At 69.9% G+C, this 18,413-nt stretch carries 15 protein-coding genes; 9 read left to right on the forward strand and 6 right to left on the reverse strand.

Annotated features, from left to right (window positions below):
• The first annotated feature begins 172 nt into the window (after nt 1-172).
• From QZH52_RS19370 to QZH52_RS19410, 9 genes are read left to right on the forward strand one after another with little or no spacing between them, the layout of a single operon-like run.
• Nucleotides 173-1,531: a GTP cyclohydrolase II gene (locus QZH52_RS19370; RefSeq protein WP_301812136.1), complete on the forward strand. Its 1,359-nt coding sequence runs from the start codon at nt 173-175 to the stop codon at nt 1,529-1,531.
• Complete coding sequence (locus QZH52_RS19375; protein ID WP_301812138.1) at nt 1,528-2,937, forward strand: DUF1688 family protein; 1,410 nt, start codon at nt 1,528-1,530, stop codon at nt 2,935-2,937. Before QZH52_RS19370 ends, QZH52_RS19375 begins: the two co-directional genes overlap by 4 nt.
• 56 nt (nt 2,938-2,993) lie before the next feature.
• Complete coding sequence (gene upp / locus QZH52_RS19380) at nt 2,994-3,623, forward strand: uracil phosphoribosyltransferase (RefSeq protein ID WP_286367663.1); 630 nt, start codon at nt 2,994-2,996, stop codon at nt 3,621-3,623.
• Between the two features lie 27 nt (nt 3,624-3,650).
• Nucleotides 3,651-4,652, forward strand: a complete 1,002-nt coding sequence (locus tag QZH52_RS19385; protein WP_301812143.1) for a BMP family protein — start codon at nt 3,651-3,653, stop codon at nt 4,650-4,652.
• On the forward strand, nt 4,649-6,190 hold the full coding sequence (locus QZH52_RS19390) for an ABC transporter ATP-binding protein (protein ID WP_301812145.1): 1,542 nt from the start codon (nt 4,649-4,651) through the stop codon (nt 6,188-6,190). The genes QZH52_RS19385 and QZH52_RS19390 overlap by 4 nt, the downstream gene beginning before the upstream one ends.
• A complete protein-coding gene (locus QZH52_RS19395) occupies nt 6,187-7,248 on the forward strand; it encodes an ABC transporter permease (RefSeq protein ID WP_286531764.1) in 1,062 nt (353 codons plus the stop codon). The genes QZH52_RS19390 and QZH52_RS19395 overlap by 4 nt, the downstream gene beginning before the upstream one ends.
• The gene (locus QZH52_RS19400) at nt 7,245-8,168 is read left to right on the forward strand and encodes an ABC transporter permease (RefSeq protein WP_301812147.1); all 924 of its coding nucleotides are present in this window, start codon (nt 7,245-7,247) and stop codon (nt 8,166-8,168) included. Before QZH52_RS19395 ends, QZH52_RS19400 begins: the two co-directional genes overlap by 4 nt.
• Nucleotides 8,169-8,213: 45 nt before the next feature.
• Nucleotides 8,214-8,684, forward strand: coding sequence for a DUF411 domain-containing protein (locus QZH52_RS19405; protein ID WP_301812149.1), 471 nt, complete (start codon nt 8,214-8,216; stop codon nt 8,682-8,684).
• A 6-nt stretch (nt 8,685-8,690) separates the two neighbouring features.
• Entirely contained in the window at nt 8,691-9,971 is a 1,281-nt protein-coding gene (locus tag QZH52_RS19410; protein ID WP_301812150.1) for an amidohydrolase family protein, read from the forward strand.
• Between the two features lie 6 nt (nt 9,972-9,977).
• Here QZH52_RS19410 and QZH52_RS19415 read toward each other — a convergent pair whose 3' ends face one another.
• From QZH52_RS19415 to QZH52_RS19440, 6 genes are read right to left on the reverse strand one after another with little or no spacing between them, the layout of a single operon-like run.
• On the reverse strand, nt 9,978-11,351 hold the full coding sequence (locus QZH52_RS19415) for a heavy metal sensor histidine kinase (protein ID WP_301812152.1): 1,374 nt from the start codon (nt 11,349-11,351) through the stop codon (nt 9,978-9,980).
• On the reverse strand, nt 11,348-12,034 hold the full coding sequence (locus QZH52_RS19420; protein WP_286522310.1) for a heavy metal response regulator transcription factor: 687 nt from the start codon (nt 12,032-12,034) through the stop codon (nt 11,348-11,350). Before QZH52_RS19420 ends, QZH52_RS19415 begins: the two co-directional genes overlap by 4 nt.
• Nucleotides 12,031-15,195 (reverse strand): efflux RND transporter permease subunit, encoded by a 3,165-nt coding sequence (locus tag QZH52_RS19425; RefSeq protein WP_301812156.1) that lies wholly within the window; start codon nt 15,193-15,195, stop codon nt 12,031-12,033. Before QZH52_RS19425 ends, QZH52_RS19420 begins: the two co-directional genes overlap by 4 nt.
• Nucleotides 15,192-16,376, reverse strand: coding sequence for an efflux RND transporter periplasmic adaptor subunit (locus tag QZH52_RS19430; protein ID WP_301812158.1), 1,185 nt, complete (start codon nt 16,374-16,376; stop codon nt 15,192-15,194). The genes QZH52_RS19425 and QZH52_RS19430 overlap by 4 nt, the downstream gene beginning before the upstream one ends.
• A gap of 5 nt (nt 16,377-16,381) precedes the next feature.
• The gene (locus QZH52_RS19435; protein ID WP_301812160.1) at nt 16,382-17,833 is read right to left on the reverse strand and encodes an efflux transporter outer membrane subunit; all 1,452 of its coding nucleotides are present in this window, start codon (nt 17,831-17,833) and stop codon (nt 16,382-16,384) included.
• Between the two features lie 58 nt (nt 17,834-17,891).
• Nucleotides 17,892-18,407, reverse strand: a complete 516-nt coding sequence (locus QZH52_RS19440; RefSeq protein ID WP_436411607.1) for a GNAT family N-acetyltransferase — start codon at nt 18,405-18,407, stop codon at nt 17,892-17,894.
• Nucleotides 18,408-18,413 lie beyond the last annotated feature (6 nt).

Here is an 18,413-nt window from a genome sequence, read left to right on the forward strand (position 1 = left end):
ATTCGGGCAACGGCCGCGGCCGGTTACAGGCGCAGCCAAAAAAAGAAGACCGCCGGATTGTGCCGTGACGGCAAGCACGAACCGCGAGGCCCCGGGTTTACGGCAAATGGCGTATGCGCCAGCTTGCCAGTTCCCGGAGCCATCGGTACATTGTGTTTTTTGAGGGCCCGCAATGTCCGTAGACACCGTTCCGACTCCTTCTTCCGCTTCCGTTCCGACCGCTTCCCAGCCCTCCCCCGACGCCGTGCCGCCCGAGCCGGCCGCGCCCTCCCCGACCCTTCCCGGAACCCCTCCCCCTCGCAGCCACATTCGCCTGACCTCGCATGCCGGCGGTTTCGGCGCCCTGCCGATCCAGTGGGGTGCCGCGACCGCGGCCGAGCGCGGCCCGGTGGTCGGCACCACCACCAAGCGCGCGCATCGCAACGTCATCGGCACCCACAGCGGGTCCTACAGCGTCTACCGGGCGCTGGCCGTGGCCGCCGGGGCCCTCTCGCCGCACCACAAGGCCGACCTCACCAACACCTCGCCGACCGACGCCATCGGGCCCTACCCGCAATGGAGCGAGCCCGGCCGGATCGTCTCGCTCGACCCCTGGGGCGCGGTGGTGGCCGACGCCTTCGCAACCGAACTCGCGGCCGGCTACGACATCCGCCCGACCATCGCGATCACCAAGGCCCACGTGATCCTGCCCGAGGTGATCGAGGCCCTGCAGAGCGGCCGCCTGAAGGCCGACGGCAAGTTCCTGACCGCCGGCGGCGCGGCGATGGTCACCAAGGCCGCCATCGAGCCGGTCTGGTACCTGCCCGCGGTGGCCCAGCGCTTCGGCTGCTCCGAGACCGACCTGCGCCGCGTGCTGTTCGAGGAGACCGGCGGCATGTACCCCGAACTCGTCACCCGCTCCGACCTCGAGGTGTTCCTGCCGCCCATCGGCGGCCAGACCCTCTACATCTTCGGCAACGCGCGCGACCTCGCCAACCCGGAGGTCGAGCTCACCGCCCGCATCCACGACGAATGCAACGGCTCGGACGTGTTCGGCTCCGACATCTGCACCTGCCGCCCCTACCTGACGCATGCCATCGAGGAGTGCATCCAGGGTGCCCAGCGCGGCGGCGTCGGCCTGATCGCCTACTCGCGCAAGGAGGGCCGGGCGCTCGGCGAAGTCACCAAGTTCCTGGTCTACAACGCGCGCAAGCGCCAGGTCGGCGGCGACACCGCCGACCAGTACTTCGCCCGCACGGAGTGCGTGGCCGGCGTCCAGGACATGCGCTTCCAGGAGCTGATGCCCGATGTCTTCCATTGGCTCGGCATCCGCAAGATCCACCGCCTGGTGTCGATGAGCAACATGAAGTTCGATGCCATCACGGGCTCGGGCATCGAGATCGGCACCCGGGTCAACATCCCCGACGAACTGATCCCGGCCGACGCCCGGGTCGAGATGGACGCCAAGATGGCGGCCGGCTACTTCACGCCCGGCGCGGTGCCCGACGCCGAGGAACTCAAGAAGGCCAAGGGCCGGGGGCTCGACCAATGAGCGGCAGCAACTACGGGGTCGACCCCGAACGGCCGACCGCCAATCCCGGCGTGCTGAGCGCCGACGCCGAAGGCCATGTCGACCCGGCGATCGAATTCGTCGGCGACACCGCGCACCCGGCCGGTGCCGCTGCCTTCCTGCGCACCACGCAGGCGGTGCGCAGCCGCGCCGCCGCGCTGCTGGCACGGGCCCGCGCGGGCGAATCCGAATGGTTCACGATCGGCAACGACGACGCCCTCGAGGACACGGCCCGCACGGTGGCCGAGGTCACGCGCGACCGCTATGCCTGGGGCCCGATCCCCTACCACAGCCGCTGGCGTCATTTCGAGGCCGGCGGCGTCAACCGGGTGGCGGCCCTCGACCAGTTGCTCGGCGATGTCACGGCGCGCCAGCGCGCCCGCGCCCACCTCGACCTGGTGCTGGTCAGCGTGCTGCTCGACGCCGGTGCCGGCCCCGACTGGCATTACTTCGAGGCCACCAGCGGCCAGCGCTTCACGCGCTCCGAGGGCCTGGGCATTGCCAGCTTCCATGCCTTCACCAGCGGACTGTTCTCGTCCGACCCCGCCCATCCGCTGCAGGCCGATGCCGCCGGGCTGCGCGCCCTGGTCACCGACCGGCTGGGCGACGCCTTCCAGGTCAGCTCGGTCAATCCGCTGGTCGGGCTGGCGGGCCGGGCCACGCTGCTGCGCCGGCTCGGCGAAGCGATGCAGGAGCGGCCCGAGGTGTTCGGCGACGACGGCCGGCCTGGGGGCCTGTTCGATGCGCTGATCGGGCCGTACGGGCCGGCGGCGCCGCCCACCGCCGAGATCGCGGCCCACGACATCCTGTCCCTGCTGCTCGAATCGCTGTCGGGCATCTGGCCGGCGGCCAACGCGATCGACAGCATCGCGGCCGACGGCAGCGATGCAGCGGGCGCGATCGGCTCGGGCGATCCGGCGCTGGCACTGGGCGACTGCTGGCGCCACCGTGCCGTGCGCGGGCCCGGCCTCACGAACGGCTGGATGCCTTTCCACAAGCTGTCGCAGTGGCTCACCTACTCGATGCTCGAGCCCTTCGAGTGGGCCGGCGTCAAGGTGCGCCACGTCGAGGCCCTGACCGCGCTGCCCGAGTACCGCAACGGCGGCCTGCTGATCGACAGCGGCCTGATCGTGCCGCGCAGCCCCGCGTTTCTGCAGCGCTCGTGGAAGGTCGGCGACGAATTCATCGTCGAGTGGCGGGCGCTGACCGTGGCCCTGCTCGACGAGGTCGCGGCGCGGGTGCGCCGGGTGATGGAACTCAGTGAAGAAGACCTGCCCCTGGCCCGCGTGCTCGAAGGCGGCACCTGGGCCGCCGGCCGTGTCATGGCACAGCGCTTGCGTGAGGGCGCGCCACCCCTGCGCATCGAGAGCGACGGCACCGTCTTCTAGACTTCACATCCTTTTTTCACAACGACAAGAACGCCCTCGCGCCTTCCTGCAAATCCATGAGCAACGTCCACCTCGTCGACCACCCACTCGTCCAGCACAAGCTCACGCTGATGCGCCGCAAGGAGGCCAGCACCAACAGCTTCCGCCGGCTTCTCAACGAGATCAGCATGCTCATGGCCTACGAGGTCACGCGCGACATGGCCATGCAGGACATCGAGATCGAGACGCCGCTGGAGACCATGCATGCCAAGGTGATCGACGGCAAGAAGGTGGTGCTGGTGTCGATCCTGCGCGCGGGCACGGGCATCCTGGACGGCATGCTGAGCGTCATCCCGGGCGCCCGCGTCGGCCACATCGGCCTGTACCGCGACCCCAAGACGCTGACCGCGGTCGAGTACTACTTCAAGATGCCCGGCGGCATGGAGGAACGCGATGCGATCGTGGTCGACCCGATGCTGGCGACCGGCAACTCGGCCGTGGCGGCGGTCGAACGGCTCAAGGAGCTGAACCCCAAGTCGATCAAGTTCGTCTGCCTGCTGACCTGCCCCGAGGGCGTCAAGACCATGCAGGACGCGCACCCGGACGTTCCGATCTACACCGCCGCGATCGACCGCGAACTCAACAGCCACGGCTACATCCTGCCCGGCCTCGGCGACGCCGGCGACAGAATCTTCGGCACCAAATAACTTCAACTCAAGAACGAGGAGTCCACTGTGTCCCTACGCCGCCATCTGATCATCCGTTCGGTCGCCATCGCAGCTGCGCTCGCCGCGGGGGCGCCGGGCCTCGCGCTGGCGCAGGCCAAGCTCAAGGTCGCGGCGGTGTACACCGTGCCCTTCGAACAGCAATGGGTGGGGCGCATCCACAAGGCACTCAAGGCGGCCGAGGCGCGCGGCGAGATCGAGTACACGGCCACCGAGAACGTCGCCAACGCCGACTACGAACGCGTGATGCGCGAGTACGCGACCGCCGGGAACCAGCTGATCCTCGGCGAGGTCTTCGGCGTCGAGGCCGCGGCGCGCAAGGTCGCCAAGGACTTTCCCAAGACTGCCTTCCTGATGGGCTCCTCGCTGAAGCCGCAGGCGCCCAACTTCTCGGTCTTCGACAACTACATCCAGGAGCCGGCCTACCTGTCGGGCATGGTCGCCGGCGGCATGACCAAGAGCAACAAGATCGGCATGGTCGGCGGCTTCCCGATCCCCGAGGTGAACCGCCTCATGAACGCCTTCATGGCCGGCGCCAAGGAGACCAATCCGAAGGTCGAGTTCAGCGTCAGCTTCATCAACAGCTGGTTCGATCCGCCGAAGGCCAAGGAAGCCGCCTTCGCGATGATCGACAAAGGCGCCGACGTGATGTACGCCGAGCGCTTCGGCGTCAGCGATGCGGCCAAGGAAAAGGGCAAGCTCGCGATCGGCAACGTGATCAACACGCAGGACAAGTACCCCGACACCGTGGTCGCCTCCGCGCTCTGGAACTTCGAGCCCTCGGCCGACCGCGCGATCAAGCTCGTGAAAGAAGGCAAGTTCACGGCCGAGGACTACGGCCCCTATTCGATGATGAAGCACAAGGGCTCGGAGCTCGCCCCGCTCGGCACCTTCGAGGCCAAGGTGCCGGCCGACATCGTCGCCAAGGTGAAGGCCAAGCAGGCCGACATCCTCTCGGGCAAGACCACCATCAAGGTGGACGACAGCCAGCCCAAGTCGACCGCCAAGTGAGCGGCGGGACGCCGCCCGCCGCGGTGCTGTCGCTGCGCGGCATCACCAAGCGCTTCGGCACACTGGTGGCCAACGACGGCATCTCGCTCACGCTGCAGGGCGGCGAGGTGCTGGCGCTGCTCGGCGAGAACGGCGCCGGCAAGTCGACCCTGATGTCGATCCTGTTCGGGCACTACGTGGCCGACGCGGGCGAGATCGAGGTCTTCGGGCGGCCACTCGCGCCCGGCAATCCGAAGGCGGCGCTGGCCGCCGGCATCGGCATGGTGCACCAGCATTTCACGCTGGCCGACAACCTCAGCGTCCTCGACAACGTGCTGATCGGGACCGAGCCGCTCTGGCAGCCCTTCTCGCGCCGCCATGCGGCACGCACCCGGCTGCTGGCGGTGGCGAAGCGCTTCGGACTGCCGGTGCAGCCGGAGGCCCGGGTCGGCAGCCTGTCGGTCGGGGAACGGCAGCGGGTCGAGATCCTCAAGGCGCTGTACCGCGACGCCCGCATCCTGATCCTCGACGAGCCGACCGCGGTGCTGACGCCGCAAGAAAGCGAGGCGCTGTTCGCCACCCTGGCCCAGATGGTGGCCCAGGGCCTGTCGATCATCTTCATCAGCCACAAGCTGCCCGAGGTGCTGCGGGTGTCGCACCGGATCGCGGTGCTGCGCGGCGGCCGGCTGGTGGCCGAGGCCCGCGCCGGCGACACCACGCAGGCGCAGCTTGCGCTGTGGATGGTCGGCCATGCGATCGAGAACACGGTGCGCCGGCCGGCCGGCCGGGTCGGCGACGCGGTCTGCGTGCTCGACCACGTGCGCACCGGGGGCAGCGGCCACGATCGACTGCTGGACGTCAGCCTCTCGCTGCGGGCGGGCGAGATCGTCGCGGTGGCAGGTGTCTCCGGCAATGGCCAGGTGGCGCTGGCCGAGCTGCTGAGCGGCACCCGGCGCGCCATCGCCGGCACGGTCCGGCTGATGGGCCGCGAACTGCCGCCCACGCCGGCCCGGCTGGTGCAGCGCGGCGTGGCCCGGATTCCGGAGGACCGCCATGCGGTCGGTGTGGTGGGCGACCTGCCCGTGTGGGAGAACGCGGTCTCGGAGCGCCTGCGCAGCCGGGCTTTCTCGCGCTGGCTGTGGGTCCGGCGCGGCGCCGCGAAGGCCCATGCGCGCAGCGTCGAGAAGGCCTACGACGTGCGCGGCGCCGGCCTCGACGCACCGGCCCGGGCCCTGTCGGGCGGCAACATGCAGAAGCTGATCCTCGGCCGGGCGCTGATGGCGCCGGCCTCGGCCAGCGCGAAGCAGCGCACGCCGCGGCTGATCGTCGCGCACCAGCCGACCTGGGGCCTGGACATCGGTGCCGTCGCCTACGTGCAGCAGCAGCTGATCGCGGCACGCGATGCCGGCGCGGCGGTGCTGCTGATCTCCGATGACCTCGACGAGGTGCTGACCCTGGGCGACCGGGTCGCCGTGATGCATGGCGGCGAACTCGGCGAGCCGCGGCCCGCCGCCGCCTGGACGCGCGAGGCCATCGGCCTGGCGATGGCGGGCTCATGAGGCTCGAGCGCCGGCATCGAAGCTCGCGCGCCGCGCTGCTGCTGGCGCCGGTCGGCGCGGTCGCGTTCACCCTTCTGGTGAGCGCCCTGCTCGTGCTCTGGGCCGGCGCGCCGGTCGGACGCACCTATGCGCTGCTGCTGCAAGGCGGCTTCGGCTCGGTCTTCGCCTGGAGCGAGACCCTGACCCGCGCCGTGCCGCTGATCCTCACCGGCCTGGCGGCCACCGTGGCCTTCAAGGCCCGGCTTTTCAACATCGGCGCCGAAGGCCAGCTCTATGCCGGGGCGCTGGCCGCGGTGGCGGTCGGCGGCCTGCATGGCGGCACCGGCTTCGAGCTGCCGACCTGGCTGCTGTTCCCGCTCATGATGGCGGCGGCGGCGCTCGCCGGCGCGCTGCTGCTGCTGGGGCCGGCGCTCATGAAGAGCCGGCTCGGCGTCGACGAGGTGGTGACCACGCTGCTGATCAACTTCATTGTGCTGCTCGGGGTCTCGGCGATGCTCGACGGCCCGATGAAGGACCCGAGCGCGATGGGCTGGCCGCAGAGCGTCTCGCTGCAGTCGGAGCTCGAACTGGCCAAGCTGGTCGTCCAGACCCGGATCCACACCGGGCTGCTGTGGGCCGCCGGGCTGGCGGTGCTGGTCTGGCTGCTGTTCAAGTACACCGTGATCGGCTTCGACATCCGCGCGGTCGGCGCCAACGCCCGCGCCGCGGCCTTCGCGGGCGTTCCGGTGACGCGCACCGTGGTGTGGGTGGCGCTGCTGTCGGGTGCCCTGGCCGGCCTCGCAGGCGCGATCGAGGTCGCCGGGCGCACCAGTTACGTCACCCTGGACATGTCGCCCGGCTATGGCTACAGCGGCATCGTGATCGCGATGCTGGCCGGGCTCCATCCGCTCGGCGTGCTGGCGGCGGGCGTGTTCGTCGCCGGGGTGCTGGTCGGGGCCGACACCATGAGCCGCGCGATCGGCGTGCCGACCTACATCGCCGACGTGATCGTCGCCGCCTCGCTGATCGCGGTGCTGGTCGCCACGCTGCTGACGCAGTACCGGGTGCGCCTGAAATGACCGACATCGCCGACATCCTGTCGAACGCCTCGTTCTGGGTCGCGGTGCTGCGCATCGCCACGCCGCTGATCTTCGGCACCCTGGGCGTGCTGCTGTGCGAGCGGGCTGGCGTGCTGAACCTCGGCATCGAGGGCATCATGGTCGCCGGCGCCTTCGCCGGCTGGCTCGCGGTCTATGCCGGTGCGCCGCTGTGGGCCGGGGTCGGCGTCGCGGCACTGGCGGGCGCGGTGTTCGGCCTGCTGCATGCGTTCCTGACGGTCGGCCTGGCGCTGTCGCAGCATGTGTCGGGGCTGGGCATCACGCTGCTGGCGACCGCGCTGAGTTACTACGGCTACCGCGTGAGCTTCCCGAAGGTCAACACGCCACCGACCGTGACGCCGTTCGCGCCGATGGACTGGCTTCAGGTGCCGGTGCTCTCGGCGCAGACCCCGCTAACCTTGCTGGCGCTGCTGCTGGTGCCGCTGCTCGCCTGGGTGCTGTACCGGACGCCGGCCGGGCTGGCGGTGCGCATGGTCGGCGAGAACCCGCAGGCGGCCGAGGGCCAGGGCGTGTCGGTCGCGGCCACGCGCACCGGCGCCATCGTCGCCGGCTCGGCGCTGATGGGCGTCGCGGGGTCGTTCCTCACGCTGTCGGCCTTCAACGCCTTCTTCTTCAACATGGTCAACGGCCGCGGCTGGATCTGCGTGGCACTGGTGGTGTTCGCATCCTGGCGGCCGGGCAAGGCGCTGCTGGGCGCGCTGCTGTTCGCCTTCTTCGATGCGCTGCAGCTGCGGCTGCAGCAGTCGGGCGATGCCGTGCTGCCCTACCAGCTCTACCTGATGCTGCCCTACCTGCTGTCGATCCTGGCGCTGGTGCTGGTCGCGCGCAAGGCGAGCTATCCGCAGGCACTGATGAAGCCCTATCGGAAGGGCGAGCGCTGAATGGGTCCTATCATGGGAAGCCGAGAAAAGCGAAGGACCCCACCGATGCACCCACCACCGAACACCCGCCGCACCCTGCTGGCCGCCATGCTGGCCCTGGGCCTCGCGCCGGCCTTTGCCCAAGGCAGCGCCGCGCGGACGGCGATGGAGGTCTGGAAGGACCCGAATTGCGGTTGCTGCGAGGACTGGGTCACGCACCTGGAGGCGAGCGGCTTCGCCGTCCAGGTCCATGAAGCGGGCAACGACGCGGCGCGCCAGCGCCTGGGCGTCGACCGCAAGTTCGGCTCGTGCCACACGGGCCTGGTCGGCGGCTACGCCATCGAAGGGCATGTGCCGGCACCAGAGATCAGGCGGCTGCTCAAGGAGCGCCCCGTCGCGATAGGACTCGCGGTGCCGGGCATGCCGGTGGGTTCGCCGGGCATGGACGGGCCGGCCTACGGCGGTCGGAAGGACGCCTTCGACGTGCTGCTGCTCACCCGCGGCGGCGGCTCGAAGGTCTATCGGCACTACGCATAAGCAACGATGCTAGACCTCCTCATCCACAACGCCACCCTGCCCGACGGCGCCACCGACATGTCGGTGGCGGTGCGCGATGGCCGCATCGTCGAAGTGGGCCGGGGCCTTCAGGCACCGGCGCGCGAGGTCCTCGATGCCGGCGGCCTGCTCGTCAGCCCGCCCTTCGTCGACCCGCATTTCCACATGGACGCCACGCTGAGCTACGGCCTGCCGCGGATCAACCAGAGCGGCACGCTGCTCGAAGGCATCGCGCTGTGGGGCGAGCTCAAGCCGCTGCTCAAGGCCGAGGCCCTGGTCGAGCGTGCGCTGGCCTATTGCGACTGGGCCGTGGCCAAGGGGCTGCTCGCGATCCGCAGCCATGTCGACACCAGCGATGCCAGCCTGCTGGCGGTCGACGCGCTGCTGGAGGTCAAGCGGCTGGTGGCGCCGTACCTCGACCTGCAGCTGGTGGCCTTTCCGCAGGACGGCGTGCTGCGTTCGCCCGGCGGCGTCGACAACCTGAAGCGCGCGCTCGACAAGGGCGTCGACGTAGTCGGCGGCATTCCGCATTTCGAACGCACGATGGCCGACGGCGCCGCCAGCGTGAAGCTGCTGTGCGAGATCGCCGCCGAGCGCGGCACGCTGGTCGACATGCACTGCGACGAATCCGACGACCCGCTGTCGCGCCACATCGAGACCCTGGCCTTCGAGGCCCAGCGGCTCGGACTGCAAGGCCGGGTCACGGGCTCGCACTGCACCTCGATGCACTCGATGGACAACTACTACGTCAGCAAGCTGCTGCCGCTGATCGCCGAGAGCGGCGTCGCCGTGGTCTCGAACCCGCTGATCAACATCACGCTGCAGGGCCGCCACGACAGCTACCCCAAGCGCCGAGGCATGACCCGGGTGCCCGAGCTGATGGCCGCCGGCGTCGACGTCGCCTTCGGCCACGACTGCGTGATGGACCCCTGGTACGGCATGGGCTCGGGCGACATGCTGGAGGTCGCGCACATGGGCCTGCACGTGGCCCAGATGACCAGCCAGGCCGGCATCCGGCAGTGCTTCGACGCCGTGACCGTCAACGCCGCCCGCGTGATGCACCTCGAAGGCTACGGCCTGGAGGCCGGCTGCGACGCCAGCTTCGTCCTGCTGCAGGCGCGCGATCCGGTCGAGGCGATCCGGCTGCGGGCGACCCGGCTCAAGGTCTATCGCAAAGGCAGGCTGATGGCCGAAACAGCGGCCGCCACGGCCGCGCTGCACCTGCCGGGCCGCGCGCCGGCCACCAGCTGGATGAACCCGCGGGCCTGATCCGGTTCAGGCTTTCAGCGCCACGCTGAAGCCCACCGTCGTGATGCCGTTGTCCGAGCGCGCGAACACGGTCCCGTTGTGCATCACCGCCACCGCCTTGACGATCGACAGCCCGAGCCCGTGGTTCTCGCCGCTGTTGCGGCGCGAAGAGTCGACGCGATAGAAGCGGTCGAACAGCCGCGGCAGCTGTTCGGGTGCGATCGGCGCGCTCGGGTTCGAGAAGCTGACCGCTGCCGACCGCTCGTCGCCACCGATCCGGACCACCACGCGGCTGCCGGGCCGCGAATGCTGGATCGCGTTCTGCAGCAGGTTGGTCAGCGCGCGCCGGAACAGCGACGTCTCGATCGGCGCCACCGCATCGCCCTCCACCTGCACCGACATCCCGGCCTCGTCGAGCAGCAGGTCCAGGAACTCGACTGTCTTGCCGACCTCCTGCGCGATCGACGACGCCACCAGGTCGCGCGCGCGAACGCCCTGCTCGGCCCGCGCCAGGAACAGCATGTCGGCGACGATCGCGCGCAGCCGTTCGAGCTCTTCCAGGTTCGACTGCAGCACCTCGCGCAGCGCGTCCGCGTTGCGCTCGCGGGCCAGCGCCACCTGGGTCTGGCCGATCAGGTTGGCCAGCGGCGTGCGCAGTTCGTGCGCGACGTCGTCGCTGAAGGTCGCGAGCTGCCGGTAAGCGGCATCGAGCCGGTCCAGCGCGGCATTGAAGGAACTGCCGAGATCGGACAGTTCCCTCGGCAGCGCCGGCAGCTGCAGGCGCCGCGCACGGTCGTCCGGCCCGATGCGCTGGGCATCGGCCGACAGCCGTTGGACCGGGCCGAGCCCGATGCGGGCGATCCAGTAGCCGAGCGCCGCCGCCAGCGCCGTGCCGGCCAAGGTCAGCAGCACCACCGCCGTCTCGAAAGTGCGCAGGGTGTCGCCGAAGGGCTCGGCATCCACGCCGGCGATGTAGCGCACCGCGGGCCGGGCCCCGTTGGCCGCCAGCTCTCCGCCACGGATCCGCATCCGGGTCAGCCGGGGCGGCGTGCCGACCGGCAGCTCGACGCTGTCGCGCCCGGCCGTGATCGCAGCTTCGACCAGCGGCAGGTCCTCGCCGTAGCGGAAGGCCGGGTCGTCGCTGGCCAGCCACGAACGGGTGCGCGGATCGGCGGCCCCCAGCGTGTCGAGCTTGTCGCGGATGCGCTCGCCGAGGCCGGCGGCCCGCCCATGCTCGAGCATGTAGGCCATGTCCTCCAACCGGCCATCGATCTGGGCCTGCTGGTGGCGCGCCAGCTCGCCCGACAGCACCCGGTGCAGCGCGCCGCCCAGCAGCGCGAAGGCCACCAGCGCCGCGGCCGCGAACATCGCGGCCAGCCTGATCGCGATCGAGTTCCTCATTCCGGCTCCGGACCGCCACGGTTCTCCAGCACGTAGCCCATGCCACGGATGGTGTGCAGCAGGTTCTTGCCGAAGGGTGCATCGATCTTGGCGCGCAAGCGCTTGATCGCGACTTCGACCACGTTGGTGTTGCTGTCGAAATTCATGTCCCAGACCAGCTCCGCGATCACCGTCTTCGACAGGATCTCGCCCTGGCGCCGCGCCAGCACCGCCAGCAGCGCGAACTCCTTGGCCGTCAGGTCGATCCGCTGCTCCTGCCGGATCGCCTTGCGGCTCAGCAGGTCGACCCGCAGGTCGCCGACCCGCAGCAGGGTCGTTTCCTGGCTGCGGCCGCGCCGCGTGAGCGCCTGCAGCCGGGCCAGCAGTTCGAGGAACGAGAAGGGCTTGACCAGATAGTCGTCGGCGCCGTCCTGCAGCCCGCGCACCCGGTCGGCCACGCCGTCCCTGGCCGTCAGCATGATCACGGGCGTGTTCTTCACGCTGCGCAGCGACTTGAGCACGCTGAATCCGTCCAGTCCGGGCAGCATCACGTCGAGCACGATCACGTCGAAGTCGTAGTGCAAGGCCAGGTGCTGGCCGTCGATGCCGTCGAAGGCGAGGTCGACGGTGCAGCCCTGCTCGGTCAGGCCCTGGTACAGGTAGTCGGCCGTCTTGCGCTCGTCCTCGACGATCAGGACCTTCATTCGATCAGCACTCCGCCCGCCACCGGCGGCAGCCGGCGCTGCTGGCGCGCCGCCTTGCGCCGCACGTACCAGTGATGGGCACGGTCGAGATAGAGATAGATCACCGGCGTCGTGAAGAGGGTCAGCATCTGCGACAGGATCAGGCCGCCGACCATCGCGTAGCCCAGCGGCCGGCGCAGCTCGGAGCCGGCGCCGTGGCCGAGCATCAGCGGCAGCCCGCTCAGCAGTGCGCACATGGTGGTCATCATGATCGGGCGGAAGCGCAGGATGCAGGCCTCGAAGATCGCATCGCGCGGCGACATGCCGCGGTCGCGCTCGGCGTGCAGGGCGAAGTCCACGATCATGATGCCGTTCTTTTTCACGATCCCGATCAACAGGATGATCCCGATCAGTGCGATCACGCTGAGATCGTAACCCCCGGCCATCAGGATCAGCAATGCGCCCACGCCGGCCGACGGCAGGGTCGACAGGATGGTCAGCGGATGGATGTAGCTCTCGTAGAGCAGCCCCAGCACGATGTAGACCGAGATCAGCGCCGCCAGGATCAGGTAGGGCTGGGTCCGCAGCGAATCGCCGAAGGCCTGCGCCGTGCCCTGGAAGGTGCCGCTCAAGGTGGCCGGCACGCCCATCCGGGCCTGGGCCGCGTTGATCGCATCGACTGCGGGGCCCAGCGAGGTGCCCGGCTTGAGGTTGAAGGACACCGTCACCGCCGGGAACTGCCCCTGGTGGCTGATCGACAGGTAGCCGGTCTTGCTGGTGTCGAGCTTGACGAAGGTCGACAGCGGCACCTGCTGGCCGTTGATCGGCGAGGTCAGGTACAGGCGATCGAACAGCGAGGGGTCGCGCTGCAGCTCCGGCGTGACCTCCAGCACCACGTTGTAGCTGTTGAGCTGCGTGAAGTACTGCGCCACCTGGCGCTGGCCGATGGCGTCGTAGATCACGGCGTCGATCATCGCCGGCGTGATGCCGTAGCTCGATGCCCGCTGGCGGTCGATCGTCACCTGGGCCGTCGGCGCGGCGTTCTGCTGGTCGGAGGTCACGTCGGTCAGCTGCGGCAGCTCGCGCAGTTGCGCCAGCACCTTCGGCGCCCAGGTGTTGAGCTCGTTCAGGTCGGTGTCGGTCAGCGTGTACTGGTATTGCGTGCGCGAGGGCCGGCCGCCGACGCTGATGTCCTGCCCGGCCTGCATGAACAGCGTGATGCCCTGCACCGGCGCCAGCTTCGGCCGCAGCCGGGCGATGACCTCGTCGGCGTTGGCGGTGCGGCCCTCGTCCTTCGGTCGGAGGCCGATGAAGAAATTGCCCGAGTTGAAGGTGCTCGCGCCGGCCTGCATGCCGAAGCTCGTGACATCCGGGTCCTGGCGGATGATGTCGGCGATCTTGAGCATCCGGTCGCGCATCGCGTTGGACGACGAGTCCTGTGCCGCGTCGGCCGTGCCGAAGAGAAAGCCGGTGTCCTGCTGCGGGAAGAAGCCCTTGGGGATCACGATGAACAGCGCCACCGTCGCCGCCACCGTCGCGATGAAACTCATCAAGGTGATGAAGGGATGGCGCAGCACCACGCCGAGCCCGCGCTTGTAGCCATCGAGCATGGCGTCGAAGCCGCGTTCCAGCAGCAGGTAGAGCCGGCCGTGCCGCTCGTTCGGCACGTGCGGCTTCAGGAAGCGCGCGCAGAGCATCGGCGTCAAGGTGAGCGAGATCAGCACCGACACCACGATGGTCAGCGTCACCGTGACCGCGAACTCGCGGAACAGCCGCCCGACGATGCCGCCCATCAGCAGCAGCGGGATGAACACCGCCACCAGCGAGACCGAGATCGAGATGATCGTGAAGCCGATCTCGCCGGCCCCTTTCAGCGCCGCCTCCATCGGCGCCATGCCGTCCTCGATGTGGCGGTAGATGTTCTCCAGCATCACGATCGCGTCGTCGACCACGAAGCCGACCGCGATCGTCAGCGCCATCAGCGAGAGGTTGTCCAGGCTGTAGCCGACCACGTACATCACGGCCGCCGTGCCGAGCAGCGCCAGCGGCACGGTCACGCTCGGGATCAGCGTCACCGTGACGTTGCGCAGGAAGACGAAGATCACCGCCACCACCAGCGCGATCGACAGCAGCAGCGTGAACTCGACGTCCTTGACCGAGGCCCGGATGGTCTGCGTGCGGTCGACCAGCGTGTTGACGCTGATGCTGGGCGGAATCGCCGCCTTCAGCTTCGGCATCGCCGCCTGGATGCGGTCGACCGTCTCGATCACGTTGGCGCCCGGCGATTTGGTGATCGCCAGCATGATCGCCCGGCCGTTGGCGATGTCGCTGCCAACGGCGGCCGCCGGCCCGGCAAAGCCCCAGGCCGCGACCTTGCTGTTCTCCGGCCCGTCGACCGCGACGCCGATGTCGCGGACCCGGATCGGCGCCCCGTTGCGCCAGGCCAGCACCATGTCGTTCCAGGGCGCGGCCTTGAGCAGCTGGTCGTTGGTGTAGACGTTGAAGGCCTGGCGCTCGCCGTCGATCGTGCCGGTCGGCGCGCTGACGGTGGTGGCGGCGATCACGCCGCGCACGTCCTCCAGGCTCATGCCGACCGCCTTGATCTTGGCCGGATCGACCTGGATCCGCACCGACGGCTTCTGGACGCCGAAGATGTTGACCAGCCCGACCCCCGAGATGCGCGAGATCTGCTGCGCCAGCACGTTGTCGGCGTAGTCGTTGACCTGCACCAGCGGCAGCACCTTGGACTGCACGCCGAGGATCAGCACCGGCGAGTCGGCCGGGTTGATCTTGCGGAAGCTCGGCGGGCTCGGCAGGTTGTTGGGCAACTGGCCCTGCGCCGCATTGATCGCGGTCTGGACGTCGAGCGCGGCACCGTCGATGTTGCGGTCGAGGTCGAACTGCAAGGTGATCTGGGTCAGCCCGAGCGAGCTGCTCGACGTCATCTGCGACAGCCCGGCGATCAGCGAGAACTGGCGTTCCAGCGGCTGGGCCACGTTGGACGCCATCGTCTCGGGGCTGGCGCCGGGCAGCCGGCCCGTCACCTGCAAGGTCGGGAAATCGACCTGCGGCAACGGCGCCACCGGCAGCAGCGGCCAGGCGACCAGCCCGATCAGCAGCACGGCCGCGGCCAGCAGCGAGGTGCCGATCGGGCGCTTGATGAAGGCGGCCGAGATGTTCAAGGCTTGGCTCCCGAGGACGCGACCGGCACGACGGCGGCCTTCTCGACGATCCGTGCGCCGGGTGTCAGGCGGTACTGGCCGTCCAGCACCACCCGGTCGCCCGCCGCCAGGCCGGTCTCGATCACCGACTTGCCCTTCACCGTGTCGGCCACCGTCAGCGGCTGCGCCCGGACCTTGTCGTCGGGCCCGACCACATAGGCGAAGAAGCCTTCCTGGTTGCGCTGCACCACCGCCGAAGGCACCGTCAGCGCGTCGGCCCGCTCGCCGAGCACCACCCGGGCGTCGACCGACTGGCCCGGCCACAGCGCATGGCCGGCATTGGCGAACTGCGCCTTCAGCGAGATGGTGCCGGTGGCGGTGTCGATCTGGTTGTTCAGCAGCACCAGCTTGCCGGTCGCCAGCACGTCGCGGGTGTCGCGGTCGATGGCCTCGACCGCCAGCGGCTCATGGCTGCCGTTCAGCGCCTTGTTGACCGCCTGGAAGCTGCTTTCAGGCAGGGTGAACTGGACCGCGATCGGATCGATCTGGTTGATCACCAGCAGGCCGTTCACGTCCGCCGCATGCACGATGTTGCCCGGGTCGACCAGCCGGGCGCCGATCCGCCCGCTGATCGGCGCGGCGATCGTGGTGAAGCCGAGCTGCACCTGGGCCAGGTGGATCTGCGCCTCGTCGCTCTTCAGGGAAGCCTGCAGCTGGTTGACCAGCGCGCGCTGGGTGTCCAGCGTCTGCTGGGTGGTGGCGTCCTCCTTGATCAGCTCGCCGTAGCGCTGCAGGTCGGCGCGCGCATTGGCCAGCGTGGCCTCGTCCTTTGCCTTCTGCGCCACCAGCTGCTCGAGCTGCGCCTGGAAGGTGCGCGGATCGATGCGCACCAGCACCTGGCCGGCCTTGACGTCCTGCCCTTCCTTGAACTCGACGCTGTCGAGCTGCCCGTCGACCCGCGTGCGCACCGTCACCGAGGCCACCGGCAGCACGGTGCCGACGCCGCTGCGTGCGATCGGCACCGTCTCGCTGGCGACCTGGACGGTGGTCGCGGGGACGCCCGCAGGCCCTGCGGCCACCGGCTGGGCCGGATGCCGCATCAGGCGCCAGGCGCCCGCGGCGAGCAGCACGGCGAGCAGCAGCCAGCCGGCATGAAGCAGCCAGCGCGGACGCTGGCGGGATGTTGAAGAAGGACTGTCCATGAGGTTCACTTGGAATTCGAAGATGCGTGGGCGGCCGCCGGGCTGGCGTCGGCGCTGGCCTGCAGCTGGCTGGCGTCCCAGCCGCCGCCGAGCGCCTTGACCAGGGCCACCTGGGCGGCGAACTGCCGGCTCTGCAGCTGCAGCGCGGTGCGCTCGTTGTTGAGCGCCAGCGTTTGCGAGGTGATGACCGCCAGGTAAGTGGTCGTGCCGGCGCGGAACTGGCTCAACGACACGCGCTCGGCGTTGCGCGCCGAGGCGACCGCGCCGTCCTGCACCTGGCGCTCCTGCGCCAGCAGGTCGAGCGCGGCCAGGTTGTCCTCGACTTCCTGAAAGCCGGCCAGCACGGTCTGGCGGTAGCTGGCCGACGAGGCATCGAAGGCCGCCCGCGCCTGCGCCAGCTGGGCGTTGCGCTGGCCGCCGTCGAACAGGTTTTGCGCCACCGCCGCGCCCAGCGCCCAGACCTTGCCCGGCGCGGCGAACCAGTTGCCGAAGCCGGCACCGGCGAAGCCGCCCGCGGCGCTCAGCGACAGGCTCGGGTAGTAGGCGGCCTGCGCATAGCCGATGCCCGCGTTGGCCGACGCCGCCCGGCGTTCGGCGCCCGCGATGTCGGGCCGGCGCTCGAGCAGTTCCGACGGCACGGCCATCGGCACCGCGGGCAGGCTGGGCAGGCTGTCGTCCGCCGCGATGGAAAACTGCGAGGGCGTCTTGCCCAGCAGCACCGCGATCGCGTGCTCGAGCTGCCGGCGCGTCAGCTGGGTGTCGAGGGCCAGCGCCTGGGTCGATTGCAGGGTGGTGTCGGCCAGGTCGACATCGGCCCGCGTCACCACGCCCGCGCGGTACTGGCTCCGGGTGATCTGCAGCGACTTGCGGTAGGCCTCGATGGTCCGGTCGTAGAGCCGCTGCTGGGCATCGGTCATGCGCAGCTGGATGTAGTCGTTGGCCACCGCGGCCTGCACCGCGAGCCGTGCCGCGGCCAGGTCGGCGTCGCTGGCCTGCGCGCTGTCCGCGGCGCCTTCGACGGCACGCCGCACCCGGCCCCAGAGGTCGGGCTCCCAGGCCGCCTGAAGCGACCAGGCATGCGTGTTGCCCTGCACCGGCGCGCCGGTCGAATTCTGGCTGCGCGCGCGCTGGCCCGAGAGGTCCAGCCCGAGCGTCGGCGCCCAGCCCGCCTGCGCGTTCTGCACCAGCGCCTGGGCCTCCCGGTACTGGGCCTCGGCCAGCCGAAGGCTCTGGTTCGCGCCGTTCGCTTCCTCGATCAGCGCGTCGAGGCGCGGGTCGCCAAATCCGGTCCACCAGGGATGGGCCGCATCGACGGTGGCGGGCGCCGCGGTCTTCCAGGCGCCGCTTTCCTTGAAGGCCGGCGCCGACACGCCTTCGGGCAATGAGGGTCGCCGGTAGTCGGGCCCGACGGCGCAGCCTGCCAGGGATGCCGCCAGGGCCAGACACAGTATTCGCATGCCGCCCACTGTAGGCACCCGCCCGGGACGGCAAGCTGACGCAAGGATGACATTCCTGTCAGCTGTGCTCGCCCCCGAGCAGCCGCCACATGTGGCACTTCGACAGGTAGCGGCCATCGAGCGCAACCGCGAAGGGCTCGACGCCGAACACCGCGAACCCGCAGCGTTCGTAGAGCGACTGCGCCGCGGCATTGCCTTCGGTCACGGTCAGCTGGACGAGCTTGACGCCCTCCCTGGCGGCCGCCACGTCCAGCAGGCCCTGCACCAGCTGCCGGCCGTGGCCGCCCGTCCGGGCATCGGGCGACACGTACATCCCGAAGAGATGCGCCTTGTGACGGGCCTTGGCGCGCGACTCGAATTCGAGCCCGGCGGCACCGGCCAGCCGGTCGCCGTCGAAGGCACCGAGCACGACCTGGCCGGCCCGCGGCGATTCGTCGAGCCGCGCTTCCCACCAGGCCAGCGGCAGCGCCGCGCGCTCCTCGGCGCTGGAGGTGAAGGCGTCCGGATGGCGCACGTAGGCTTCGAGCATCAAGGCCCGGTAGACGGCGGCATCGGCGGGGAGCAGTCGGCGCACGGTCAT

Source organism: Variovorax ginsengisoli, from assembly GCF_030486595.1.
GTDB classification, from domain to species: domain Bacteria; phylum Pseudomonadota; class Gammaproteobacteria; order Burkholderiales; family Burkholderiaceae_C; genus Variovorax; species Variovorax ginsengisoli_B.